23 protein-coding genes are annotated in these 24,615 nt (G+C 62.3%); 15 read left to right on the forward strand and 8 right to left on the reverse strand.

Annotated elements, in window-relative coordinates:
* Window positions 1–30 precede the first annotated feature (30 nt).
* Genes JV18_RS0105945 through JV18_RS0105955 form a run of 3 tightly spaced genes read right to left on the reverse strand, consistent with a single transcriptional unit; the run spans window position 31 to window position 1,608 of the window.
* On the reverse strand, window positions 31–915 hold the full coding sequence (locus JV18_RS0105945) for a pirin family protein (RefSeq protein ID WP_443027764.1): 885 nt from the start codon (window positions 913–915) through the stop codon (window positions 31–33).
* A gap of 29 nt (window positions 916–944) precedes the next feature.
* Window positions 945–1,301 carry a DUF2200 domain-containing protein gene (locus tag JV18_RS0105950; RefSeq protein WP_033073799.1) on the reverse strand — a complete coding sequence of 119 codons (357 nt, stop codon included), beginning with the start codon at window positions 1,299–1,301 and terminating at the stop codon, window positions 945–947.
* Between the two features lie 4 nt (window positions 1,302–1,305).
* Window positions 1,306–1,608, reverse strand: coding sequence for a BolA family protein (locus JV18_RS0105955; RefSeq protein ID WP_235302906.1), 303 nt, complete (start codon window positions 1,606–1,608; stop codon window positions 1,306–1,308).
* Between the two features lie 80 nt (window positions 1,609–1,688).
* On the opposite strand from JV18_RS0105955, the gene JV18_RS0105960 reads away from it, so the two are divergent.
* From JV18_RS0105960 to JV18_RS0105970, 3 genes are all read left to right on the forward strand, one after another.
* Window positions 1,689–2,282 (forward strand): J domain-containing protein, encoded by a 594-nt coding sequence (locus JV18_RS0105960; RefSeq protein ID WP_033073800.1) that lies wholly within the window; start codon window positions 1,689–1,691, stop codon window positions 2,280–2,282.
* Window positions 2,283–2,515: 233 nt separating this feature from the next.
* Window positions 2,516–3,505 carry a cobaltochelatase subunit CobS gene (gene cobS, locus JV18_RS0105965; protein WP_033075008.1) on the forward strand — a complete coding sequence of 330 codons (990 nt, stop codon included), beginning with the start codon at window positions 2,516–2,518 and terminating at the stop codon, window positions 3,503–3,505.
* Between the two features lie 71 nt (window positions 3,506–3,576).
* Window positions 3,577–4,791: an alpha/beta hydrolase gene (locus tag JV18_RS0105970; protein WP_081944701.1), complete on the forward strand. Its 1,215-nt coding sequence runs from the start codon at window positions 3,577–3,579 to the stop codon at window positions 4,789–4,791.
* Between the two features lie 18 nt (window positions 4,792–4,809).
* On the opposite strand, the gene JV18_RS15720 is transcribed toward JV18_RS0105970, so the two are convergent.
* Window positions 4,810–4,944, reverse strand: a complete 135-nt coding sequence (locus JV18_RS15720) for a hypothetical protein (protein ID WP_268746263.1) — start codon at window positions 4,942–4,944, stop codon at window positions 4,810–4,812.
* The gene (locus tag JV18_RS0105975) at window positions 4,941–6,158 is read right to left on the reverse strand and encodes an MFS transporter (protein ID WP_033073801.1); all 1,218 of its coding nucleotides are present in this window, start codon (window positions 6,156–6,158) and stop codon (window positions 4,941–4,943) included. Before JV18_RS0105975 ends, JV18_RS15720 begins: the two co-directional genes overlap by 4 nt.
* Before the next feature lie 132 nt (window positions 6,159–6,290).
* On the opposite strand from JV18_RS0105975, the gene cobT reads away from it, so the two are divergent.
* From cobT to JV18_RS0105990, 3 genes are all read left to right on the forward strand, one after another.
* On the forward strand, window positions 6,291–8,111 hold the full coding sequence (cobT, locus tag JV18_RS0105980; RefSeq protein WP_033073802.1) for a cobaltochelatase subunit CobT: 1,821 nt from the start codon (window positions 6,291–6,293) through the stop codon (window positions 8,109–8,111).
* 154 nt (window positions 8,112–8,265) lie between these two features.
* Window positions 8,266–9,147, forward strand: coding sequence for a UDP-2,3-diacylglucosamine diphosphatase (locus JV18_RS0105985; RefSeq protein ID WP_033073803.1), 882 nt, complete (start codon window positions 8,266–8,268; stop codon window positions 9,145–9,147).
* Between the two features lie 20 nt (window positions 9,148–9,167).
* Window positions 9,168–10,220: a glycosyltransferase family 4 protein gene (locus JV18_RS0105990; RefSeq protein WP_033075010.1), complete on the forward strand. Its 1,053-nt coding sequence runs from the start codon at window positions 9,168–9,170 to the stop codon at window positions 10,218–10,220.
* Between the two features lie 22 nt (window positions 10,221–10,242).
* Here the strand turns inward: JV18_RS0105990 and JV18_RS0105995 are convergent, their stop codons facing one another.
* On the reverse strand, window positions 10,243–12,777 hold the full coding sequence (locus tag JV18_RS0105995) for a TonB-dependent receptor plug domain-containing protein (RefSeq protein ID WP_033073804.1): 2,535 nt from the start codon (window positions 12,775–12,777) through the stop codon (window positions 10,243–10,245).
* Window positions 12,778–12,987: 210 nt separating this feature from the next.
* Here JV18_RS0105995 and guaA point away from each other — a divergent pair, with 210 nt between their 5' ends.
* Entirely contained in the window at window positions 12,988–14,592 is a 1,605-nt protein-coding gene (gene guaA / locus JV18_RS0106000) for a glutamine-hydrolyzing GMP synthase (RefSeq protein ID WP_052072099.1), read from the forward strand.
* A gap of 20 nt (window positions 14,593–14,612) precedes the next feature.
* Here guaA and JV18_RS0106005 read toward each other — a convergent pair whose 3' ends face one another.
* Window positions 14,613–15,530 (reverse strand): hydroxymethylglutaryl-CoA lyase, encoded by a 918-nt coding sequence (locus JV18_RS0106005; RefSeq protein WP_033073805.1) that lies wholly within the window; start codon window positions 15,528–15,530, stop codon window positions 14,613–14,615.
* Window positions 15,531–15,654: 124 nt separating this feature from the next.
* On the opposite strand from JV18_RS0106005, the gene JV18_RS0106010 reads away from it, so the two are divergent.
* On the forward strand, window positions 15,655–16,842 hold the full coding sequence (locus tag JV18_RS0106010) for a CaiB/BaiF CoA transferase family protein (protein ID WP_081944702.1): 1,188 nt from the start codon (window positions 15,655–15,657) through the stop codon (window positions 16,840–16,842).
* A 34-nt stretch (window positions 16,843–16,876) separates the two neighbouring features.
* Here the strand turns inward: JV18_RS0106010 and JV18_RS0106015 are convergent, their stop codons facing one another.
* Window positions 16,877–18,814, reverse strand: coding sequence for a S9 family peptidase (locus JV18_RS0106015; RefSeq protein ID WP_033073806.1), 1,938 nt, complete (start codon window positions 18,812–18,814; stop codon window positions 16,877–16,879).
* Between the two features lie 454 nt (window positions 18,815–19,268).
* On the opposite strand from JV18_RS0106015, the gene JV18_RS0106020 reads away from it, so the two are divergent.
* The 7 genes from JV18_RS0106020 (at window position 19,269) to rplQ (ending at window position 24,565) form a co-directional block, all read left to right on the forward strand.
* Window positions 19,269–19,589 (forward strand): hypothetical protein, encoded by a 321-nt coding sequence (locus tag JV18_RS0106020; RefSeq protein WP_235302908.1) that lies wholly within the window; start codon window positions 19,269–19,271, stop codon window positions 19,587–19,589.
* 58 nt (window positions 19,590–19,647) lie between these two features.
* Complete coding sequence (locus JV18_RS0106025; RefSeq protein WP_033073808.1) at window positions 19,648–20,991, forward strand: TldD/PmbA family protein; 1,344 nt, start codon at window positions 19,648–19,650, stop codon at window positions 20,989–20,991.
* Window positions 20,992–21,003: 12 nt separating this feature from the next.
* On the forward strand, window positions 21,004–21,798 hold the full coding sequence (locus JV18_RS0106030) for an inositol monophosphatase family protein (protein ID WP_033073809.1): 795 nt from the start codon (window positions 21,004–21,006) through the stop codon (window positions 21,796–21,798).
* Between the two features lie 212 nt (window positions 21,799–22,010).
* Entirely contained in the window at window positions 22,011–22,379 is a 369-nt protein-coding gene (rpsM, locus tag JV18_RS0106035; RefSeq protein WP_033073810.1) for a 30S ribosomal protein S13, read from the forward strand.
* Window positions 22,380–22,483: 104 nt separating this feature from the next.
* On the forward strand, window positions 22,484–22,873 hold the full coding sequence (gene rpsK / locus JV18_RS0106040) for a 30S ribosomal protein S11 (protein WP_003040416.1): 390 nt from the start codon (window positions 22,484–22,486) through the stop codon (window positions 22,871–22,873).
* Window positions 22,874–22,976: 103 nt separating this feature from the next.
* Complete coding sequence (locus tag JV18_RS0106045; protein WP_033073811.1) at window positions 22,977–24,035, forward strand: DNA-directed RNA polymerase subunit alpha; 1,059 nt, start codon at window positions 22,977–22,979, stop codon at window positions 24,033–24,035.
* Between the two features lie 107 nt (window positions 24,036–24,142).
* Window positions 24,143–24,565 (forward strand): 50S ribosomal protein L17, encoded by a 423-nt coding sequence (gene rplQ, locus JV18_RS0106050; RefSeq protein WP_033073812.1) that lies wholly within the window; start codon window positions 24,143–24,145, stop codon window positions 24,563–24,565.
* Window positions 24,566–24,615 lie beyond the last annotated feature (50 nt).

Genomic DNA, 24,615 nt, shown 5'->3' on the forward strand with positions numbered 1-24,615 from the left:
AATGACGATTTGGGAGAGGCGGATCGCTCCTTATGGATAGCTGACCGTTTTGGGCACCTCGGGAATGGGAATATATTCCTCGCTATCGCCGGGGACGAGGGGGAAGTTGCCGGCCTTCCAATCCTGTTTCGCAGCGTTGATCCGCTCACGCGAGGAACTGACGAAATTCCACCAGACATGGCGCGGGGTGGAAAAGGCTTCGCCGCCGAGCAGCATCACGCGGGCGTCGCTGCTCGCGCGCAGCAGCATCGCCTGCCCCGGCTTCAATATGTGGAGGCTGTGACGGGCCAGCGGCTCGCCGTCCAGCGTGGCATCGCCCAGCGCCACGACCAGCGCGCGCTCATCGGCGTCGGCATCAATGGGCAGGCTGGCGCCTGCATTCATCAAAATATCCGCATAGATGGTGGCGGCTTGCTGGGTGATTGGCGATGTCGCGCCCCAGAGGCTGCCCATGATGACGCGCGCCGAAACGCCCCCATCCTCGACCAGCGGCAATTCCTCTTTTGCCGCATGTTCGAAGGCGGGGTCGATCTCTTCCTTGCCATCGGGCAGCGCAAGCCAAGTCTGCATCCCCGAAATGGGCGATCCGGTCGCGCGCTCCGCCGACGGAGTACGCTCCGAATGAACGATGCCGCGCCCGGCGGTCATCAAATTGCAGGCACTGGGGCGGATGGTGGCATGGGTGCCGAGGCTGTCGCGATGGTCGATCGCGCCTTCGAACAAATAGGTGACGGTGGCGAGGTTGATATGCGGATGGGGGCGCACGTCCATCCCCTGCCCGATATCGAAATGCGCCGGACCGAACTGGTCGACGAAAATAAAGGGACCGACCATCGTGCGCGCCTTGTCGGGCAAGGTGCGCCGCACCTCGAACGCGCCAAGATCATGGGTCGAGGGGGTGATGGTGGTCAGCATGGACATCCCTTTATGTTCGAGGCGCGCGGTTAGCCGGGAGCGCGCAAAATCTTCTCCATCGCCTTGCCTTTGGCAAGCTCGTCGATCAGCTTGTCGAGATAACGGATCTCGCGCATCAGCGGTTCTTCAATCTCTTCGATCCGGACGCCGCAAATCACGCCCTTGATCTGGTCGCGCGCCGCGTTCAGCTTGGGCGCCTGGTCAAAAAAACCGCTAAAATCGACCTCGGAGGCAATCGCTTCATCAACCTGTTTCTGACTGTAGCCGGTCAGCCAGCGGATGACTTCATCCACCTCTTCCCAAGTGCGCCCCTTGCGCTCGGCCTTGGCGATATAAAGCGGATAGACGCTCGCGAAGCTCATCGAATAAATGCGATGCTCCTCCATCGCCCTATTCCTCCGGTGCGGCTGCGCGAATGGCCAGCGCATGGACGCGCTCGCCCGGAAGGTCGCCCAACGCCTTGTTCACCGCACGCTGGCGCGCGACGCGGTTTTGCCCGGCGAAACCGTCCCAGAGGATCGTCAGGCTGAAATGCGATTCGCCGCTGCCGTCGTCGCCGACATGGCCGTGATGCTGTGCACTATCGTTGGTGAGGTGGAAATCGCCGCCGGGGAAGGCCGCGCGGAGCCGCGCCTCCATCTCTTGTTGCAAGGGACCGGCAGCCGATTTGTGAGGCATTTCATTCTCGCTCATGACTTGACCATAGGCTTTTGCGCGCCAAATGATAAGGCCCTCGCCCTCGCCTTGGACCGCATAGATCCCGAAAGCCTGTTTTGCCTGCCTCCTCCCGTCCCAATCGTTTTCATGGCCGTGTCCCACGCGAAGCCCCGTGCGCTGTCCCCGGATGCACCCAAGCGGGCGAATTTCGTGCGCCCATTCCCTCCACTCGCTCGCCCGACGGTCCGCCGCAATATCGCTGGCTGTGCCTTGACCATGTGCGCGAATTCAACGCGAGCTATAACTATTTTGAGGGGATGAGCGCCGATCAGATCATGGCCGCGCAATCGCCAACGTCGGGCTGGGAAACCGAGACCCGCGCTTTTCGTCCCGCGGGCAGCGTCGACCTGCCGCCGCGCTGGGCCGATTTCAAGGACCCGATGGATGCGCTCAGCGCCCGCTTTCGCGAGCGAATGGACCAAGCGCGGCGCGAGGAAAGCAACCCGCGGCTCAATCGGGAGGAGCATCGCGCGCTCAAACTGCTCGCGCTGCCCGCCGACGCCGACCGCAGCGCGCTGCGCCGCCGCTATGCGGAACTGCTGCGCAAATATCATCCCGACCGCAATGGCGGCGACCGGCGGTTTGAAACGCGGTTGGGCGAAGTGGTGGCGGCCTATCAACTGCTCCGCAAAAGCGCGGCCTTTGCTTGAGGATCAGCGGCCCGAAAGCACGGCTAAAGGCGGAAAGGCGTTGCAAGCTGAAACGGAGAGCGATACCGCGCTATCGCAGTCGGCAAAACAGCGCCGACTCTTCTCCCTCGTCACCCTGGGCTTGATCCGGGGTCCATGACCGGACTTTTCCGCTGGCGCGGTGCCAAAAGAATATCCCGGCCCTGGATGTTGAAGCCGCTTCAGCAGGGCGATCATGACATATGGACGCGATGATGACCGATATTCCCAACAGCCTGCCCGATCACCATGGTTCGACGCTGCTCGCAGCGCCCGATATCGAGGTCGATGCGCGCGAGATGTTCGGGGTCGATATCGATATGAAAATCCCCGCTTTCAGCGAGGCGGACGAGCGCGTTCCCGATCTGGACCCGGCCTATGTTTTCGACGGCGACACGACGCTCGCCATTCTGGCGGGGTTCAAATATAATCGCCGCGTCATGGTGCAGGGCTATCATGGCACGGGCAAATCGACCCATATCGAACAGGTGGCGGCGCGGCTGAAATGGCCGTGCATCCGCGTCAATCTCGACGCGCATATCAGCCGTATCGATCTGGTCGGCCGCGATGCTATCGTGCTGAAGGACGGCCAACAGGTCACTGAATTTCGCGAGGGCCTGCTCCCTTGGGCGCTGCAGACGCCGACCGCGCTGGTCTTCGACGAATATGATGCGGGCCGCCCCGATGTGATGTTCGTTATCCAGCGCGTGCTGGAGACCGAGGGCAAGCTGACCCTCCTCGACCAAAACCGCGTGATCCGCCCCAACCCCAATTTCCGCCTGTTCGCGACCGCCAACACCGTGGGTCTCGGCGATACCAGCGGACTCTATCATGGCACGCAGCAGATCAACCAGGGCCAGATGGACCGGTGGAATATCGTCGTCACGCTGAACTATCTGCCCGCCGCCACCGAAAGCGCGATCATCCTCGCCAAAGTGCCCGACACCGACGACACGACCGTCGCCAATATGGTGAAAGTCGCCGACATGACCCGCCAGGGCTTTATCAACGGCGATATCTCGACGGTGATGAGCCCGCGCACGGTGATCAGCTGGGCACAGAATACGGCGATTTTCGGCAGCCTCGGCTTTGCCTTCCGCCTCTCCTTCCTCAACAAATGCGATGAGGCGGAGCGGATGATCGTCGCTGAATATTATCAGCGCGTCTTTGGCGAGGACCTGCCCGAAGGCGTGGTCGGCAAATAGGGCGCGTTCGAAAGGCCTGATATCCCCGACGCCTCTTTGCAATTTGTCCGCGCTGTGCCAGCGTGCGGCCCATGGCTCGAATCCCGCTCAACATCTGGCGATCGATCAAACTCGCAGCCATGGCGAGCTTGTGCGCCACGCTTGCAGCCTGTGCGACGGGGGTGGAGTATGGCGGCATCCGCCATTCAGCCTATGTTGCAGAGCCGCGCTGCGCCCCCCAGCCGGGGGGAAATGTGGACGGCGCGACGCTGCCGCTGTTCGTCGCGACCACGCGCCTGCCCGATTGCCGCACCGATGCGATCAGCCTGCTGCGACATCGCGGGGACCGCATGCGCTTTGGCCGCTTTGCGCCGCCGCGCGAGGAAAAGGTCGGGAAAAAGAAGCAGACTATCCTGCCCATCGCCTTTCAGGAGGAAAGCGCGTGGTGGCGCGCACTGCAGAGCGAGACCGACAAAAGGCGCGGGCGCGTGCTTCTCTATGTTCATGGCTATCGCGAGACGTTCGAGACAACCGCCCGCGATACGGGGCAGATTGCCCGCATGACCGGGTTTGAAGGGGCTATCGTCAATTATAGCTGGCCCTCGCAGGGCGACCTGCTGGGCTATGCAGTCGATGAAACCAACATGTATCATGATGTCCGCAATTTCCGGAACTTTATCAAAAAGCTGGCCGAACAGCCGTGGGTAAAGGAAATCATTATCGTGTCCCATTCGCTGGGCGCCCGGCTGGTGGTGCCCGCCATCGCCTATGTCGATCGGGAGGCCGCGCGCGCGGACAGCGGCAATATCTCCAATATCATCCTCGCCTCGCCCGATTTCGATACGGGCAGCTTTGTGCGCGATATCGGCGCCGACGTGCTCGGCCCGCGCCGTGTCGCGAGCGGACGGCACGTCACCGCCTATGTTTCGCGCAAGGATCGTGCGCTGGCCGCTTCACGCACGCTTCACGGCTATCCGCGTCTTGGCTCCCCCTTTTGCTTCGATCCGTTCGAGGCGGAGGAGCTGGAAAAAAAGGGACTTCCCGTCCGCTGCTATGTCCCCGAAATTCCCGGCCTCACCATCGTCGACACGACCGAAGTGTCGCGCGGATCGACGGGGCATAGCAATTATCTGCGCAGCGCCGTCGTATGCCGCGACTTTATCGATGTGGTGGCGGGCAAGCGGCAGCGCGCGGAACGCGAAGCGACCCACCTCCCCCATGTGTTCCGCCTTACTTCCGATGATAATGCTCCCAAGGAACGCGACCGCGAAATTTGCCGCCGCGAAGGAGGCGAGGACGACGACTGAGCCCGTACTGCGTGCCGCTCAGCCGAAACCGCACATCAGCGCAATGTCCGACAGCCAGACCGCCGGCCCTTCCCCGCTCCAAAGCCACCAGCCGGGGGCAGCGATCAACAGGAAGGCGAGGACAGCCGCCGCATCGAGGCGCCATCTTTTCATGCTGCCTGCAATCTTCGGACCGGCGCATCGCCGATGGGGATGTGCACCAGCGCGGCAAAGAAGCCGAGCGCAATCGACAGGCCCCAGGCGGCATTATAGCTGCCCGTTGCATCAAAGATCAGCCCCGCCATCCACGCCCCGAAAAAGCTGCCGATCTGATGGCTGAGAAAGACGATGCCATAGAGCATCGACAAATAGCGCACGCCGAAAATACGTCCGACAATCCCGCTGGTCAGCGGCACGGTGCCCAGCCACAAAAAGCCCATCGCCCCGGCAAAGACGAGCGCGCTCATATGGGTGAGCGGCGCGATCAGGAACAGCGCGATCACCGCCGAACGCGCGGCATAGAGCCAGGCGAGCACATATTTCTGACGCAACATGTCGCCCGCGCGGCCAAAGACGTAGGAGCCGAGGATGTTGAACAGGCCAACCAGCGCGAGCACCTGCGCGCCTATCTCGATCCGCAGCCCCTTGTCATCGAGATAGGCGGGCAGATGCGTCGCAATGAAGGCGATGTGAAAACCGCAGACGAAAAATCCGGCGTTGAGCAACCAATAGCCGCGATGGACGGCGGCTTCGCGCAGCGCCTCGCGTGTGCTTTGTTCGCCATTTTCGGTGGTCGTCGCCGCGCCGCCACGCCCCGCCACGCCAATGGCCAGCAGCCCGCTGAGCGCCACCGCTCCCGCCATCAGCCACAAGGTCTGATGATAGCCGATATCGCCGAGCAGACGAGAGGCGATGGGCACCACCAGAAACTGGCCAAACGACCCGCCAGCCGTAACGATGCCAAAGGCGCTGCCGCGCTTTTCGGGGCGGACCACCCGCCCCACCGCGCCGAGCACGACGACAAAAGTGGTCGCCGACTGCGCGGTGCCGATGAGCAGGCCAAAGCTTATGTGCAAGCCCAGCGCATTGGTCGCGAGCGCCGCGCCGACCAGCCCGACGGCATAAAGAAGCGCGCCTGCCAGCACCACGCGCCCCGCCCCATATTTGTCGGCCATCGCCCCGACAAAGGGCTGGGCAAGGCCGAACAGCAGATTCTGCAGTGCCATCGCCAGCCCGAAATCGGACCGGCTGATGTCGATATCGATGCTCATCTGCGGAAGGAAGAGGCCGAAACTTTGCCGTACCCCCATGGCCACGGTGACGATCAACGCCGCACAGAGGATGACGATCCACGGCCTTTTCATGGTGGAGAGGGTGGGAGAGGTCATGCCGCGTCGATGCGCCTGCCGCCGGGCGCCGTCAAGCAGGCTTGGCGATGTTCGGCATCGATGCCGCGCCTGTCGCGGGCAAGGTGCCAGCATCCTCTTTCGCGGCGGAGAAAAGCCGTTTAGAGCATTCTGATGACCAATCAGACTGCCCTCGACGATTTCAAGACCGTGCTGTCGAGCGTAGCGCGTGCCGTGACGCGCGACGCCGAAGTGGAAGTGGGCTTTACCGCCGATGCACCGGCGCGGATCGGCAAGGCGATCAAGGTGCCCACCCCGTCGCGCACCCTGCCCGCCGACCAGGTCGCCGAAGCACGCGGCTTTGCCGACAGTTTTGCGCTGCGCATGAAACATCATAATGAGGCGCTCCACGCGGCAGGGCGCCCCAGCGATCCGGTGGCCGCCGCCGCGTTCGACGCCATGGAGCGTGCGCGGATCGAGGCGCTGGGCGCGCGCCATATGGAAGGAATGCGCGGCAACCTGTCCGCCGCGCTGGCGATGCGGATGCGTTCCGACCCGATCAGCCGCGCCCAGTCGCGCGACGATGTCCCCGTCTCCAGCGCGCTCGAATTGATGCTGCGCGAGGCACTGACCGGCGACAAGCCGCCACAGGGCACCGAAACCGGCCTGTCACTGCTGCGCGAATGGATCGACAAGGAAGCAGGGGGCGATCTCACCGCCCTGTCGATGCTGCTCGACGATCAGGCCTCCTTTGCCGAAACCGCCAAGCTGGCGCTGCGCCACCTCGACCTGATCCAGGCGGACGAGCCGATGGAGGAAGGCGCCGAAGATGGCGGCGAGGAAGAAAGCGAAGCCGAGGACAGCGCCGAGGAACAGGAAAGCGAAGATGGCGGCAGCGGCGAAAGCCAAGTCGACGCCCGCGCCGAAATGGATGGCGACCAGGCCGATGACGGCGATGCAGACCCCGACGCGCAGGAAATGGATGCCGATGGCGAGCCTGAAATGGGCGGCGAAGGCGATGAAGGCATGCTCCCCGTGCGCCCCAATCGCCTGCCGACCGATGTCCCCGACTTCAACTACATCCGCTTCACCGAAAAACATGACGAAATTATCGCCGCAGGCGAGTTATGCGACGATGACGAGCTGACGCGGCTTCGCGCCTATCTTGATCAGCAGATGAACCATTTGCAGGGCGCGGTGACAAAGCTCGCCAACCGTTTGCAACGCCGCCTGATGGCGCAGCAGAATCGCGCCTGGGATTTCGACCAGGAGGAAGGCCAGCTGGACGCCGCGCGGCTGGCGCGTGTCATCGTCTCGCCTGGCCATTCGCTATCCTACAAGATCGAGCGCGACACCGATTTTCGCGATACGGTGGTGACGCTGCTCATCGACAACAGCGGTTCGATGCGCGGACGGCCGATCAGCATCGCCGCGATCAGCGCCGATATTTTGGCGCGCACGCTCGAACGCTGCGGCGTCAAGACCGAGATTTTGGGCTTTACCACCCGGACGTGGAAGGGCGGACAGAGCCGCGAGGATTGGCTCGCCGTCGGACGGCCCGCCCACCCCGGCCGCCTCAACGATCTGCGCCACATCATCTATAAGCCCGCCGACGAGCCTTATCGCCGCGCGCGCAAGTCGCTGGGGTTGATGATGCGTGAGGGATTGCTCAAGGAAAATATCGACGGCGAGGCCCTGATGTGGGCGCATAGCCGGATCGTCAACCGGCCGGAGGAACGCCGCATTTTGATGGTGATTTCAGACGGCGCGCCGGTCGATGACAGCACGTTGTCGGTCAATCATGGCGCCTATCTCGACCAGCATCTGCGGCAGGTAATCGACTGGATCGAGAATAAATCCCCAGTCGAACTATGCGCGATCGGTATCGGCCATGACGTGACCCGCTATTACAGCCGCGCGGTGACGATCATGGATGCCGAACAATTGGGCGGCACAATGGTCGAACAATTGGCCGGGCTGTTCGACGTGGATTAAACCTAAACAGACTTGATCCACTTTGGTGCCGAACCGGGGGGTGTCACCGATCCGCCGTCAAAAAGTCCTCAAACTGTCGCGATTTCAAATCTCATGCTGTAACAAAACTCCTGTCTAGGCCGTGGGCAGCCCAAGGCTGTTTACGGAGTGCGCCATGGCCTCGATTTCGACGCTGCCGATTCCCGCCCGCTTTCCCGATCCTTATCAGACCCAGCCGCATGTCCCCGAACGGGTGATCGGCGAACGGCGCAAATATCGCACCGTCTGGATCAGCGATATTCATCTGGGCACGCGCGGGTGCAACGCCCATCTGCTGATCGACTTTTTCGACCATGTCGATTGCGAGACCCTCTATCTGGTCGGCGATATCATCGACGGATGGCGGCTCAAGAAACGGCATTTCTGGCCGCCCGAGCATAATGATGTCGTCTGGCGCGTGCTGAAGCGCGCCAAGCGCGGTACCCGCGTCGTCTATGTACCCGGCAATCATGACGAGATGGTCAAGCCCTTTGACGGGTTCGACTTTGGCGGTGTCGAGATCCGGCGCGAGGCAGTGCATGAAACCGCCGATGGCAAGAAATTGCTCGTCGTCCATGGCGATGAATTTGACGCCGTGATGCTCGCACACCGCTGGCTCGCCTTTGTCGGCGATGCCGCCTACACCGCGCTGATGCGCTGCAATGTCGTCGTCAACTGGGTGCGCGGCAAGCTCGGCTTGCCCTATTGGTCGCTGTCGATGGTGGCAAAACACAAGGTGAAAAACGCCGTCCAGTTCATCGGCCGTTACGAGGAAGTCGTTGCGAATGCGGCGCGCTCGCGTGGGGTCGATGGGGTGGTGTGCGGCCATATCCACAGCGCCGAAATGCGCGAGATTGCCGGTACGCTCTATTATAATGATGGCGACTGGGTCGAAGGCTGCACCGCGCTGGTCGAGCATGAAGACGGCCGGATGGAAATTTTGCACTGGGCCGAAGAAGTAGCCGCACGCGACGCCCCGGCGAAGCTGAGCCTGCCCGGACCGGCGCGGGCGGCTTGACCGCAAACGAGACCGACATCATGCGGATATTGATCGTCACCGACGCTTGGGAACCGCAAGTCAATGGCGTTGTCCGCACCCTGCAGGCCACGACCGCGAGACTGCGCGCGGGGGGGCATGAGGTGGAGGTGATTTCGCCCGATCTTTTCCGGTCCGTTCCCTGCCCTTCCTATCCCGAAATCCGGCTCGCCTTTGCCGGGCGCCGGGCGGTCGGGCGGCGCATCGAGCAATTTGCCCCGCAGGCCGTCCATATCTCGACCGAAGGGCCGCTGGGGCTGGCGGCGCGGCGCTGGTGTCTGGCGCATGATTTTCCCTTCACCACCGCCTATCACACCCGTTTTCCCGAATATGTCGCGGCGCGACTGCCCGTCTCGCCCACAATAATCTGGCGTTTCATCCGCTGGTTTCATCGTCCCGCACGGCACATCATGGTCGCAACGCGCAGCCTCGCCAGCGAATTGGCCGGACAGGGATTGCATCAGACGATGATGTGGGAACGCGGAGTCGATCATGCACTGTTTCGCCCCGACCGCGCGCCGCACCCCGCATTTGAAGCGATGCCGCGTCCGATCCAGCTTTATGTCGGGCGCGTGGCGGTCGAGAAGAATATCGAGGCATTTCTGGGCAGCAAACAGCCCGGCACCAAGGTGGTCGTCGGCGATGGCCCGGCGATGGCCGAGCTGCCGCAGCGCTACCCCGAGACCCATTTTCTGGGCAAGCTTAGCGGCGAGAGCCTGGCCGCGGCTTATGCTGGCGCGGATATTTTCGTTTTCCCTAGCCGTACCGATACATTCGGGCTGGTGATTATCGAGGCGCTGTCGTGCGGGACTCCGGTGGCTGCCTTTCCGGTTCCCGGCCCCAGCGATATCCTGCGCGATGGCGCAGGCGCGCTGGACGAAGATCTCGATCATGCCATTGCGCGCGCGCTCCGCTGTGACCGGAAAGACGCCGCCGCTCTCGGTGCGCGCTATAGCTGGGACAGCTGCACCGCCCAATTTTTTCGCGCCTTGACCTTTGTCGCCGGCGAGGAGGAAAGCGCAGCGGCCGCGACAACTTGGCGCAGCGCCGCCTGAGCGGCTCCCCCCTTCATCGTTCTTAAAAGGATTTGCGCCATTCGAGCTCGATATATCGGCCCAAGGAGTCGATATAGCCGGGCTGATAGTTAAGCGGCACGGTGCCGGTGGCGTCGGTGATCCGCCGCTGGGCATCGAACAAATTGTCGACCGACAGGCTGAGACGCGAGCCTTTCAGGAAAGGCAGGTCATCGGTCAGCTTCGGCATCTGGTTGAGATCGGCGAAGAAGCGCAGGTCAAACGTCGCCAGATCGCCGAAATGCAAATCGCCGTTCGCGCCGCCGATCACGCGGCTGCCACTGTCATATTTGGCGCGAAGTCGGCCCCCAAAACCCTTGTAGAACATGCCAGCATTCCATTCGACGAGATGGCGGTTACTGCCCCCATCGCTGCCTGTTGCCGAGCCGTTGAGGAGATCAAGCTCGGGGATGCCCGGACCGATAATGACCTTGTCCGTAAGTTTCAGCGTATGATGGAGAGACATATGCCAGCGGCCGCCCCGACCGCCACCGAACATCGCGCCGCCGCGCCGTGTCATAATGGCGCCCCCGCCGCCGCCGCCGCCGCCGCCGCGGGGCGGACGGGGCGATGCGGATGCGGCACCGTCACCCGCTGGGTGCATGGGCGCCGCGGCGCCCTCAGGCGGCGGGGGCGCAGCACCCTCGCGCGCTGGCGGCGGGGCATCACCGGCGCCACGCGGACGCCGAACGGCACCACCCACCCCAGGCCCACCCGTCGACCGGCGCATCGCCGCAGGTTCCGCGGCCTTGGATTCGGCAAAGCTACCGCTGATGTTGAAGCCCCAGCGAATCTGCGAATTGGTTGCCCGATCAAAATTTACCGGACGCTGATCAAGCGCCAACAAAGTACCGTCGGGCGCGCGCGTCACGCGGTCGGGAAAAGCTGCCTCTATTTCGGGCGTCAGCAGCGGAAAACTGTTCGTCGTATCGTCGCTGCGATTATGATTATAATCGAGCGAGAAACGGAGATTTTCGACCAGCGGCACCTCCCAGTTCACGCCGACCTTGAAATCGCGGCGTTTTTCCGCGCGCAGCAAAGGGTTGCCACCGGTGGTGGTGGTAATTTCCACCGTCTGACCGGTCGCGAAATCATAATAGGTGACGCCCGGCGTTTCCAAGGGCGCCGCCCCAAGCTGAGTCATGCTGGGTGCGGCTTCATCATTCTTAAAACTGGTGATCAGCGAAAGCCGGTCGGTGATCCCCCAGTTAAGCGTTGCGCCCCAGCTGGTAAGAGCGGTGAAATCGCTCGGTCGTTCGGCCTGGGCATTGAGCGTCAACGACAGCCGACCGACATTGCCGACATCATAATCGGGATCAAGCAACGGTACAGTCAGCGAGCCAAAAACGCTAGGGGTGTCGCGCCCGAGATCGCTGGTGGTGACGGCCACATCGCGTTCAGCGCGGCTATCATAGCGTAGCCCGCTATAGCCACCGGTGATCGAGGTACGAAGCGGCCCCGCCCAACCCTCGATCACCTCACCCGAAATATTGGCGTTCGCGCCGAAACTCTGACTGCTGCTGTCAAAACGGTCGCGCGTTCCCCCCGCTCGATCGGTGAATGTCCGCGTGTCGCTGTCAGCATAATTGCCAGTCACCGACCAGCGCCAGTCGCCGAGCATCCCATTCACGCTGGCCGAACTGGTCCAATTTTGACTGCGATTGTTCCGGCGCAGTGGATCGCCCGCACCACCCAGATCAGGGCCGAGCAGGCTGAGGCTGTCAGTCTGGTCAAAACGCACGCTGACCGATGCCTCGGTGACCTTGTCGATATTGCGGACCAGGGTGCCGTCAATGACATATTCGTCGGCGCGAGAGAGCAGACTGCGAAACGGCGCTTCGGCCGCGCGATCAGGATCATCATACAGAAGGTCGCGATCGCTTTCGAGCAGCAGCCCCTTATGTTCCCACCCCGCATTGAGGTTCACCCGGCCATTGTCCCCGATGGCGGTAAAGGCAGGTTCAATTTCATGCTGGAAACGCCCGCCCTGGGTCGGCATGCCGCCTTCAGCTTCCAGCGAGACCTGCCGGAAATTGGGCTTGAGGACAAAATTGACCACACGCTCGGTCGCGGAATAGCCATATTGAAGCGCGACTTCTTCTGGAAAAATTTCCACCTTTGCAATGGCTTCTGGCGGAATATTGCGAATAGCGCCAAAGCCTGCGATGCGCCGACCATTGACGAGCATGACCGGTCGACCACCCCCGCGCCCGCGGCCCGAACGGGTCATCGGCTCCAGCGCTTCGAGCAGCTCGTCAATCGAAGAGGCGCCATAGCTGGCGATAGTGGCTTCATCGAGCTCAGCCTCAGCGGCTATATCGGTGTCCAGTTGGCCGCGCAAACGCGGCGCGGTGACGATGATCTCATCCTCCAGCGAGGCGATGCCTTCATCGCTGTCCGAACCGCCCGGAGGCACATCGGCGGGCTGGTCGGCGGTAGCGGCAAGCGATGTGACAGCCGCTGCCAGGGCGGGACCCGCCGCCAGGGAGGCGCTCGCAAGCAAGGCGGCGCGCATCGACAAAGACAAGGGTTTCATCATCGGGAGAGAAGCCTTCTATTCTTTCAATATTAATAAAATATTGGCCGGTCCGGCTGAACCGGCGCTGAAAATCTTCCCCTCGTCCCCGGGCGCTCTTCTGGAAGGAAATTGTCGCAAGAATGTCTCAAGATGCTCTGCGGCATTCCCTTGAGAGGCAAAAGCCGCACGCCCGCGCTGGACAGGGCGGCGCGCGACCCTTATCGGCCTGCCATGCCGACTCCAGACTCATCTTCCGCTCTTCCCGCCGCCGAAACACCCGAATCGATCCTGATCGTCGATTTCGGTAGTCAGGTAACCCAGCTCATCGCGCGCCGTGTGCGCGAGGCCGGCGTCTATAGCGAAATCGTTCCTTTCAGCGCCGCCGAGGCCGCGCTGGCGCGGATGCAGCCCAAAGGAGTTATTCTGTCGGGCTCGCCGGCATCGGTGCCCGCCGAGGGCAGCCCGCGAGCACCGCAGGCGATTTTCGACAGCGGCCTGCCGATCCTCGGCATTTGCTATGGCCAACAGGTGATGAGCCAGCAGCTTGGGGGCAATGTCGAACCCGGCGGCGCCGACGGGGCGCGCGATGGCGAATTTGGCCGCGCCTTTCTGACAGTGACCGAACCTTGCGTCCTTTTTGACGGGCTGTGGGAAGTAGGTGAGCGTCATCAGGTGTGGATGAGCCATGGCGACCGCGTAACGCAATTCGCCCCCGGCTTTCGCATTGTCGCCGTCAGTGACGGCGCCCCCTTTGCCCTGATCGCCGATGATGCGCGCCGTTATTATGGCACGCAATTTCACCCCGAGGTGGTGCATACCCCCGATGGCGCCAAGCTGATCGCCAATTTCGTGCGTCACGTCTGCGGCTGCACGGGTGACTGGACGATGGCCGAATTTCGCGCGACCAAGATCGCCGAGATTCAGGAACAAGTGGGTGACCAGCGCGTGCTCTGTGCGCTATCGGGCGGAGTCGACAGCGCGGTGGCTGCGGTGTTGATCCACGAAGCCATTGGCGAGCAGCTTACCTGCGTCTTTGTCGATCACGGCCTGCTTCGGATGAACGAGCGCGAACAGGTCGAGCGCCTGTTCCGCGACCATTATAATATCCCGCTTGTTGTGGTCGATGCCGAAGAGCGCTTCATGAGGGGCCTTGCAGGTGTCACCGACCCTGAGAAGAAGCGCAAATTCATCGGCGCGGAATTTATCAACGTCTTTGAAGAAGAAGCGAAGAAGATGGGCGGCGCCGATTTCCTCGCCCAGGGCACTCTTTATCCCGATGTGATCGAGAGCGTTTCGTTTACCGGCGGGCCCAGCGTGACGATTAAGAGCCACCATAATGTCGGCGGCCTGCCCGAGCGGATGAATATGAAGCTCGTCGAACCCTTGCGCGAATTGTTCAAGGACGAGGTTCGCCTACTCGGCAAGGAGTTGGGGCTTCCCGATATTTTCGTCGGCCGCCACCCCTTCCCCGGCCCCGGCCTTGCCATCCGCATTCCGGGTGAAGTTGCCAAGGATCGCTGCGATATTCTTCGCAAGGCCGACGCCATTTATCTCGATGAGATTCGCAAAGCCGGTCTTTACGACGCCATATGGCAGGCCTTTGCGGTGCTGCTCCCCGTCAAAACCGTCGGGGTGATGGGCGACGGGCGCACCTATGACCATGTCTGCGCGCTCCGCGCCGTGACCTCGACCGACGGCATGACTGCCGATATCTATCCCTTTGACGCCAGCTTCCTCTCCCGCTGTGCGACCCGGATCATCAACGAAGTGCAAGGCATCAACCGCGTCGTCTATGACTATACGTCAAAGCCGCCGGGAACGATCGAGTGGGAGTGAGGCGCGCCCTTAATCTCCCTTTATTCTGGAAATAGAGGCGCCTTGCTGACCATGGCGGGGAGCGGGCGGTCGATGATGTTGCCGAGCCAGCGGGCTGCTTCGACCAGAGGGTCGAGAGCAAGGCCGGTGGCGATTCCGCTGCGTTCGAGCAGATAAGTGACATCCTCGGTCGCGACATTGCCCGCCGCGCCGGGAGCGAAGGGGCAACCGCCCAAGCCGCCTAGCGCGGCGTCAACCGTTGTCGCGCCCTCCCCCACCGCCGCCCAGACATTGGCGAGGCCGCTGCCCCGTGTATTGTGAAAATGGACGCGCAGCGGTAGCCCTTCCACAGCCTCGCTTACTCGCCCTACCAGTTCGGCGACTTCCCCCGGTGTGCCCGCGCCGATTGTATCGGCGAGCGCAATTTCGCGTGGCCTGGCATCGGCGGCGCGCTTTGCCATATCGACAACATGATCCATCGCCACTTCCCCTGTAAAGGGGCAGCCGAAGGCGGTCGCGATGGTGATTTGCGCGGTGCGTCCTGCCGCCCTTGCCATCGCGACAATCGCCATCGCTTCGGCAAGCGATTCGGCCGATGTCTGCCCCTGGTTGCGCGTGCCAAAAGCATCGCTGGTGACGCAAACCGCACCCAGCTCGTCGATCCGCTCGCTCGCCAAGGCACGCTCGGCGCCGCGCCGGTTGAGCACGAGGCCGATATAGGTGACGTCATCGCGTTCGGGCAGCATGGCCACCAATTGTTCGGCGTCGGCCAGTTGCGGCACGCGGCGGGGATTGACGAAGCTGGTCACTTCGATCCGGCGCGCGCCATAGTCGATGGCACGGCGGATGAGCTCGGCCTTGTCGTCCGTCGGAACGACGATCCGTTCATTCTGAAGCCCGTCGCGCGGCCCGACCTCGACCATTTCAATAGTCTTTGCTGCAAGGGCTCTTGCCGCCATGATCCGCCTGCTTTCAATTAAGTGGCAATGTGGGTTGATAAATACATAGTATTCTAAGTATATCAAGGCCAGCGCAATGGGGCGTGGAGCGCGGCCTTTACGGCATCCGTATGAAGGGAATGAGATGACGCAGCAAGTTGGCGCCAAGGGGGCATTGGATGGCATCCGGGTCGTCGAAATGGGACAATTGATTGCCGGACCCTTTTGCGGCCAGCTTTTAGGCGATATGGGCGCCGAGGTTGTCAAGCTGGAGCCGCCCGAAAGCGGAGACCAGATGCGCCATTGGGGCCAGGGCGAGAAACCGAGCTGGTGGCGGGTGATCGCGCGCAACAAATATTCGGTCGCCGCCGATCTGCGGTCCGCCGAAGGGCAACAGCTTGCCCGCGACCTGATCGCGGAGGCTGATATCCTCATCGAGAATTTCCGGCCCGGGACGCTGGAAAAATGGAACCTTGCCCCCGCCGACCTGATGGCCGCCAACCCCGGGCTGATCGTCGTGCGGGTATCGGGCTATGGTCAGACCGGTCCTTATTCCGGGCGGGCAGGCTTTGGCGGCATTGGCGAAGCGATGGGAGGATGGCGCGGCATCGTTGGCTATCCAGACCGCCCACCGGCCCGCATGGGCGTCTCGATCGGCGACACGCTCGCCGCCACCTATGGCTGTATGGGCGCGCTTGCGGCGCTGCATCATCGCAGTCGCACGGGAAAAGGGCAGATCGTCGATTCCGCCCTCTATGAAGCCGTTCTGCAGGTCATGGAATCGACCATTTCTGACTATTCGGCGAGCGGCACAAAGCGTCGCCGTACCGGATCGACCCTGCCCGCCATTGCGCCGTCCAACGTCTATCCGTGCCGCGATGGCGAATATTTGATCGGCGCCAATCAGGACGGCGTTTTCGCAAGGCTGGCGGCAGCAATGGGGCGGCCCGAGCTGACAAGCGATCCCCGCTATGCCACCCACCGCGCGCGGGGCGAGCGGCAGGAGGAGCTCGACGCATTGATCGGCGAATGGACGCGCACGCTGACGATTGCCGAACTGGAAGCGCAGATGATCGCCGCCAGCGTTCCGGCAGGCCGCGTCTATGACGCCGAGGATATGATGGCCGATCCCCATTTTGCGGCGCGCGAGGCGCTGATTACCGTTCCCGACGCCGAATTTGGCGAGGTGACAATGCAGGGGGTGTTTCCCAAATTGTCGGAAACGCCAGGCCAGGTACGCCGCCCTGCCCCGCTGACCGTGGGGCAGGATAGCGATGAAATTCGTCGCCGCTGGCTGGACGAAGGAAGGGGCGAGACGGGAAACGCGGCCTGAACGCCGCCGCCTTCCCCGCCAGTCAATTCTTTCCTCAGTTCAGCAGATGATCTTTCCAGAACAAGAGCGAGGTCCAGAAGGCATAGTCGGCGTTTTCCTTTTTGGCGAAGCCATGGCCCTCGTTCGTGCCGATCAGATGCCAGGCGGTTCCGCCATTGGCACGGACTTTGTCGACAATTTGATCGGCCTCTGATGCCGGGACACGCGGATCATTGGCGCCAGTGACGACAAACAGGGGTTTGCGGATTTCGCCAGCGCGGGTGAGCGGGGAAATTTCCATCAGCTTTGCACGCTGCTCGGGCACACGTTCATCGCCATATTCGACGCGGCGCAAGTCGCGCCGATAATCCTGCGTATTTTCGAGGAACGTCACGAAATTGGAAATGGCGACGACGCACAGATTGGCGCGCAGCTTGTCGGCATAGTGAATAGCGGCAGCGTAACACATATAGCCGCCATAGCTGCCCCCGGTCAGGCCAAAGCGCGAAGCGTCAAGGCTTTTGTCCTTGGCAAGATAGGTGAGGAAGGCACCCATATCCTTGACGCTATCCTCCCGCTTGAAGGGACCATTGTCGAGGCTGACGAAGGTTTTGCCGTAGCCCGTTGAGCCGCGAACATTGGGATAGAAAAGCGCGACACCCAATTCGTTGAGGAGATAATTGTTGCGGCCCTGGAAACCAGGACGCGACTGGCCTTCGGGGCCGCCATGCACGTTCATGATCAGCGGGCGCTTGCCAGGAAATTTGGCCGGATCCGGACGATAAAGAAAACCCGAGACTTCCAGCCCGTCAAAGCTTTTCACCTTGACGAGTTCCGGCTCGACATTGCCGCTGACATCCAGCCCGCCCGTCTCACTCGCAGTCCAGCGGGTGACGGCCAGCGTTTGCGGATTGACGCTATAGGCATCGGCAGCGCTCCGCGCCGAGGTAAAGCTGATCCCAACATCGCCCCACGGCGCGATTTCCAAGCCCCCGATAATTCCGGCAGGCAAGGTATCGACGGTGCGAACCCCGCCGCTCTTGGGATCAAAGAGGCGCAGCTTGCTCATCCCCGCTTCGTTGACCACATAGGCGATGAAGCTGCCGTCTTCGGCAATGTCGAAATTGTCGACATCCCATTGTTCCGTCGGGCCGCGCGGAGTGAAGGCTCCGCTGGCGAGGTCGAGCGTTCCCAGCCGCTGAAAATCGCTGCCCTCGTCACTGGTCACCCAGATCGTGCCGTCCGGCGCAATGGTCGCGCCGCCCAGCGAGATGATTTTCGAATGATCACCAATCGGGGTCATCGCCCCGCTTGCAAGGTCGAGCCGGTAAAGATTGCTCTTTTGAACCGAGACATATTGGCCAACGAGCGCCCAGCTCTTGTCGGGGGCGAAATCGGCAAGATACCAGCCCCCGCCCTCTACCTGTGCCACCATGCGCGCGGACGCGGGATCGCGCGGGTCCATGACATAAAGGTCGGTGTCGCGGCCATTGCGGCGGGTGGAGCTGTAAGCGACAAGTTCGCCGTCCTTGCTCCAGGCCGACAGGCTGTTGCGGCTTTTGCCGTCGGTCAGCAGCTCGAGCTTTCCGTTTTTGAGTGCGTAAATCTGGTAGAATTCATTCCCGCCGATATCCTTTTGCACGAGCATGATATCGGCACGCTTGGGCGCCCAGCTTGCCCCGCGAACCGGTTCGGCTTCGAAGGTAAGTTGCTGACGGGCGCCCATCGGGGCGGCGACGCGGTGAACTTGCGCCGTGTTGGCAAAGCGGGTGGAAATCAGCATCGACCGGTCGCTGGGATGCCAGCCTGAAAAGCCCGCGCCGCGATTTTCCAGATAGGGGCCTGTCGCCGCCGCAAGATCAGCGGGCACCGCAGGGACCCCGTCGGCCACGAGCGCGGCGGGCTTTGGCTCGACCGCGCCTCCTCCCTCTTCGGCGGCAAGAGCAGGCGCAAGCGGCAGCGCCAGAGCGGCAAGCAAGGTGAGATAGCGCATTGAAGGTCCCCGTTTTAAATGGTCAGCTATTTTCCTAGACGGCGAAGCCAGCGCTTTCCGACCCCAATGTTTCGACCAACGCCCTGCCCGCTTCGACCAGCGGCGTTCCCGACCAGAGGGATGGAACAACAACGAACAGGCTTGATCGCGATTCGCAAATGACCTTCGCCCGCGCTCCCACGGGACCCCTGGCGGGGGCCGCTCAAGGGAAACCCGGCCCGATTCCGTCCCAATTTCGATGTCAGCCAGCATTTTCGAATCGAATCCGGACCTAAAGCAACCAATAATTAAGCGAATTGACGCATCACCCCCTTGACATGCCGGATTGTATAGCAATTCTCGCATTTCTCGGGATTCGCCCGCCGGGGAGGGTTTAATGGCTACGACGTTCGAGCCGCGTCTTTGGAACCGCGCAACCGCCAGCGTACCGCCGGCGCGAAGTCTTGGCCGACGAATGACCGTTCATGCGGCGATGGCACTGCTTGCTTTTGCAGGCTTGCAAATCTGGCTTGTCCTGAGCGCAGTGGACAAGGGCGCGCCAACAGCGCTCATCTTTATCGCGCTGGCGGTTCTGCTGGCGCTGGCGATTCCCATCACCCGCAAATTTGAACGCCGCTGGTATCGGCTAAGCCGCGAAGCGCTGGCAAGCTGGGGACTGCATGCGCGGTTCCGTCGCGATGTCCGCCGCCTGTGGGTAGTTGCCTTGACCCTGCCCTTCTTGTGGGTCAGCGGCGCGCTTGCAGCCACCGATGCCATCGCCGCGATCGTCGGCTGACAACTGATCGGACAAGTTAGATTTTGACGCTGCGCGCCGCCACGTATAGGGCGCGGCCATGCTGAGCGTATCCGAAGCCCTCGACCGCGCGCAATTGATGTGCGACGCCGCGACCAAAGCTGGCGCCGACGCCGCCGACGCGCTTTACTATTGCAATGCCGCTACATCGGTATCGATGAGACTGGGTCAATTGGAAGATGTCGAGCGATCAGAAAGCCAGGATATCTCGCTGCGTGTCTTTGTCGGACAGCGCAGCGCAAGTGTCTCCACCGGAGATATGGACGAGGGCGAACTCGCCAAGCTGGTAGACCGCTGCGTCGCCATGGCGCGTGAAGCGCCCGAAGATATTTATGCCGGCCTCGCGCCCGCCGACCTGTTGTTCAAGGGCGAGGCACCGGACCTCGACCTTGATGATGGTAGCGAAGCGGACCCGCAGGCTTTGCGCGAAGCCGCACTGGCAGCCGAGGAGGCCGCGCGCGCCATCGACGGTGTCACCAATAGTGAAGGCGGCAGCGCGAGCCATAGCCGCACCCGTTTCGCACTTGTCACGAGCCATGGCTTTGCAGGAGGCTATGGATCGAGTGGGCACAGCCTGTCGGCGAGCGTAATCGCGGGCGAAGGCGCTGCCATGCAGCGCGACTATGGCTGGCACAGCGCGCATCATCTAGCCGATCTGGAAAACGCGGATGAAATCGGCGCCCGCGCAGGGATGCGCGCGGTGGCGCGGCTCAACCCGGGCAAAGCGCCGGGCGGCAAGGTTCCGGTGATTTTGGATCCGCGCGTCGGCAGCAGCATCGTCGGCCATTTGCTGAGCGCCATAGCCGGGCCCGCAGTGGCGCGCGGCACGAGCTTTCTGCTGGGCAAGGAAGATCAGCCGCTGTTCGACAGTAGCATCGTAATCCGCGATGAGCCTCACCGTCCGCGTGGACTTCGCAGCCGCGCCTTCGATGGCGAAGGCCTGCCAACAGCGGCACGCGACATCGTTATGAATGGCAGAATCAGCGGCTGGTTGCTCGACACAGCATCGGCCAAGCAGCTTGGTCTTCAACCGACCGGCCACGCCAGTCGCGGTGGCGGCGCATCGGGGGTCAGTGCATCGAACCTGCACCTTGCCCCGGGCAGCGTCACCCGCGAAGCCTTGATGGCCGATATCAAGCGCGGCGTTCTGGTCACCGAACTGATCGGCCAGGGCGTCAACCCGGTCACCGGCGATTATAGCCGGGGCGCATCGGGTTTTCTGATTGAGGATGGCGCGATTGCCGGGCCAGTTGCCGAATTTACGGTGGCGGGCAATCTGATCGACATGTTCGCCGCGCTAATCCCGGCCGATGACTTGGAATTCCGGCACGGCACCAATGTTCCCACTTTGCGGATCGACGGCATGACCGTCGCGAGCAGCTAAAAGCGCAGCGCCTTGACGCCTGCCCGCAACCTGGAGGCCGTGATCGCCGCGACGCGCGAGGTTGGCGACATGGCGATCGCGCGCTGGCGCGGTGAGGGAAAGGCAGTCAATGTCTGGGACAAATCGCATAATAATCCCGTCAGCGACGTCGACCTGGCGGTCGATGCGCGGCTGAAAGCCGTTCTGGGCGCCATCGTGCCCGATGCGGGCTGGCTCTCGGAAGAAACCGCCGACAGCAAGGAGCGGCTGTCGCGCCGTGCCATGTGGTGCGTCGACCCTATCGACGGCACGCGCGATTTCATCCGCGGGCGGCCCGGCTGGGCGGTTTCGGTCGCGCTGGTGCTGGATGGGGAACCCGAAATCGGCGTCCTCTATGCGCCCGCTCTGGACGAGCTTTGGGTCGCACAGCGCGGCCAGGGCGCGAGCCTCAACGGCGAAACGCTGCACGCCAGCACGCGGCAACAGTTCAGCGGCGCGCGCGTTCCCGCCGACAGCCTGCCCAAGGTCGATCGCGATCTGGTCATGGTGACCAAACCGAACAGCATCGCGCTGCGGATGGCGCTGGTTGCCGATGATCGTGCCGATCTGGTCGCCACGCTGCGCTGGGGCTATGAATGGGACGTCGCCGCCGCAGCCCTGATCGCCGCCGAGGCAGGAGCGACGGTCACCGACGCCTTTGGCGCGCCGCTCGCCTTTAACACGCCGCGTGCACAGGCCTTTGGCGTTATCGCCTGCGCGCCCGCCATTCACGCCGCCGTGGTCGAGCGCCTGCACGACCGGGCAGTGACGCTTTCAGCCGCGCGCTGAGACGCAGCGGCCTGCGCCCCCCCAGCGCCGAAAAAGCCCGGTTGCGCTTGACATTCGGGCCGACTCGCCCTAACCGCCACCCTATTCCGACAACATGACCGGACGGCGAAGCGCGCCTGGCGCATTCGTGGTCCGTTTTTTGCGTTGGATAATCAGACGCTTTGAGATGGGGCCGTTGCCAGCGCGCCCTGTGGAGCAGGAGAAAGTTACCAATGGCACGTATCGCGGGCGTCAATCTGCCCACCAACAAGCGCGTAATCATCGCGCTCACCTACATCCACGGCATCGGCCGCAAGACCGCCGTCGACATTGCCGACAAGTTGGGCATCGACCACAGCCGCCGTATTCAGGACCTCAGCGACGCCGAAGTCCTCCAGATCCGTGAAACCCTCGACGCTGATCACACGGTGGAAGGCGACCTGCGCCGCAACACCGCGATGAACATCAAGCGCCTGATGGACCTCGCCTGCTATCGCGGCCTGCGCCACCGCAAGGGCCTGCCGGTTCGCGGCCAGCGTACGCACACCAATGCGCGCACCCGCAAGGGCAAAGCGAAGCCGATCGCCGGCAAGAAGAAATAAGATCCGCCGTCGCCCGCAAGGGCGATGCTGCTTATTTCTATGCCGGAGGCCGCCTTACCATGGCACCATCGGCCGTTTCAGGATTACAGGTTTAGGAATTCAACATGGCTCGTGAACCGCAGCGCCTTCGTCGGCGCGAACGCAAGAATATCTCGTCGGGTGTCGCCCACGTCAACGCCACCTTCAACAACACGATGATCACCATCACCGACGCGCAGGGCAATGCCATTGCCTGGTCGAGCGCCGGCATGATGGGCTTCAAGGGCAGCCGCAAATCGACGCCCTATGCCGCGCAGGTCTGCGCGGAAGACGCCGGCAAGAAGGCCGCCGAACATGGCGTCCGCACGCTGGAAGTTGAAGTCAAGGGCCCCGGCGCGGGCCGTGAATCGGCTCTGCGCGCGCTGCAGGCGGTCGGGTTTCACATTACGTCGATCCGCGACGTGACGCCGATCCCGCACAATGGCGTCCGCCCGGCCAAACGCCGCCGCGTCTGACGTTTTCGGATCGGCGGCCAGCGCGCCGCCGCGCCGTTATACTATTTCACGCTGGACCGGCCGACCGACCCCGACCCGTCCCGCCATCAGCAAAGGGAAGTCTATGACTGTCAATATCCGGAACTGGCAGGAATTGAAGAAGCCCAGCAACCTGGAAATCAAGGCTGGCAGCGACGGCAAGCGCAAGGCTACCTTCGTCGCCGAGCCGCTGGAACGCGGTTTTGGCCTGACGCTGGGCAACGCGCTGCGCCGCGTTCTCCTTTCGTCGCTCCAGGGTGCGGCGATTACCTCGATCAAGATCGAAAATGTGCTGCATGAATTCAGCAGCCTTGCCGGCGTCCGGGAAGATGTTACCGACATCGTCCTTAACGTGAAGCAGATCGCGCTCAAGATGGAAGGCGAAGGCCCCAAGCGGCTTCAGCTTTCGGCTACGGGCCCTGCGACCGTCAAGGCGGGCGATATCATGGTTTCGGGCGACATCAAGGTGATGAACCCGAACCATGTTATCTGCCACCTCGACGATGGTGCGACGCTGAACATGGAACTCGTTGCCGATACGGGCAAGGGCTATGTCCCCGCGACCGCCAACCGCCCGGCTGATGCGCCGATCGGCCTGATCCCGGTCGACTCGCTCTATTCACCGGTCCGTCAGGTCGCCTATAAGGTCGACAATGCCCGCATCGGGCAGGAGCTTGACTATGACAAGCTGAACCTGACTGTCGAAACCGATGGCACGGTCACGCCGGAAGATGCCGTTGCCTATGCCGCGCGCATCCTTCAGGACCAGTTGCAGGTGTTCGTCCACTTCGAAGAAGCGATGAACGACAGCGGCCTGATCGGCATGGCGGCACCCAGCCAGTCGAGCGACGAGTCCGACGCCAACCAGCTCAACCGCTTCCTCCTCAAGAAGGTGGACGAACTGGAATTGTCGGTCCGCAGCGCGAACTGCCTGAAGAACGACAATATCATCTATATTGGCGATCTGGTCCAAAAGACCGAAGCCGAAATGCTTCGCACGCCGAACTTCGGTCGCAAGTCGCTGAATGAGATCAAGGAAGTGCTCTCGTCCATGGGACTGCGCCTTGGCATGGATATCCCCGGCTGGCCGCCGGAAAATATCGAGGAAATGGCCAAGAAGCTCGAACAGGAGCTGCTGGGTTAAAAACCCTCCCCGCTTGCTGGAGGATCAAACGGGAATGGGCTCCCCCGCAAGTGGGCCTGGCTTGGGGTTCCGTCAAACGGCCCCTCTGACAAACGAAGGAATATACTATGCGTCATAAATCGGGTGGCCGGAAGCTGCAGCGCACGAGCGCGCATCGTACGGCAATGTTTCGCAACATGTCGGCTTCGCTCATCAAGCATGAGCAGATCACGACGACCGTCGCCAAGGCGAAGGAACTGCGCCCCTATGTCGAAAAGCTGGTCACGCTCGCCAAGCGCGGCGGCCTTGCCAATCGCCGCCTGGCGCAAAGCCGCCTGATGGACGACACACAGCTCAAGAAGCTGTTCGATGTGCTGGCCGAGCGTTACAAGGACCGCAACGGCGGTTATACGCGCGTCATCAAGGCCGGCATTCGTGCATCGGACGCAGCGCCGATTGCGATCATCGAATTTGTCGACCGCGACATCGATGCGAAGGGCCAAGATTCGGGCCCCGTCGAGCAGTATGACGAGGATATGGCCGAAGCCTGATCGGCAGGCGCCATAAAAGATAGAAGGGCGGCGTCCAAAAGGATGGCCGC

Origin of the sequence: Sphingopyxis sp. MWB1, from assembly GCF_000763945.1 — a bacterium.
Classification (GTDB): Bacteria; Pseudomonadota; Alphaproteobacteria; order Sphingomonadales; family Sphingomonadaceae; genus Sphingopyxis.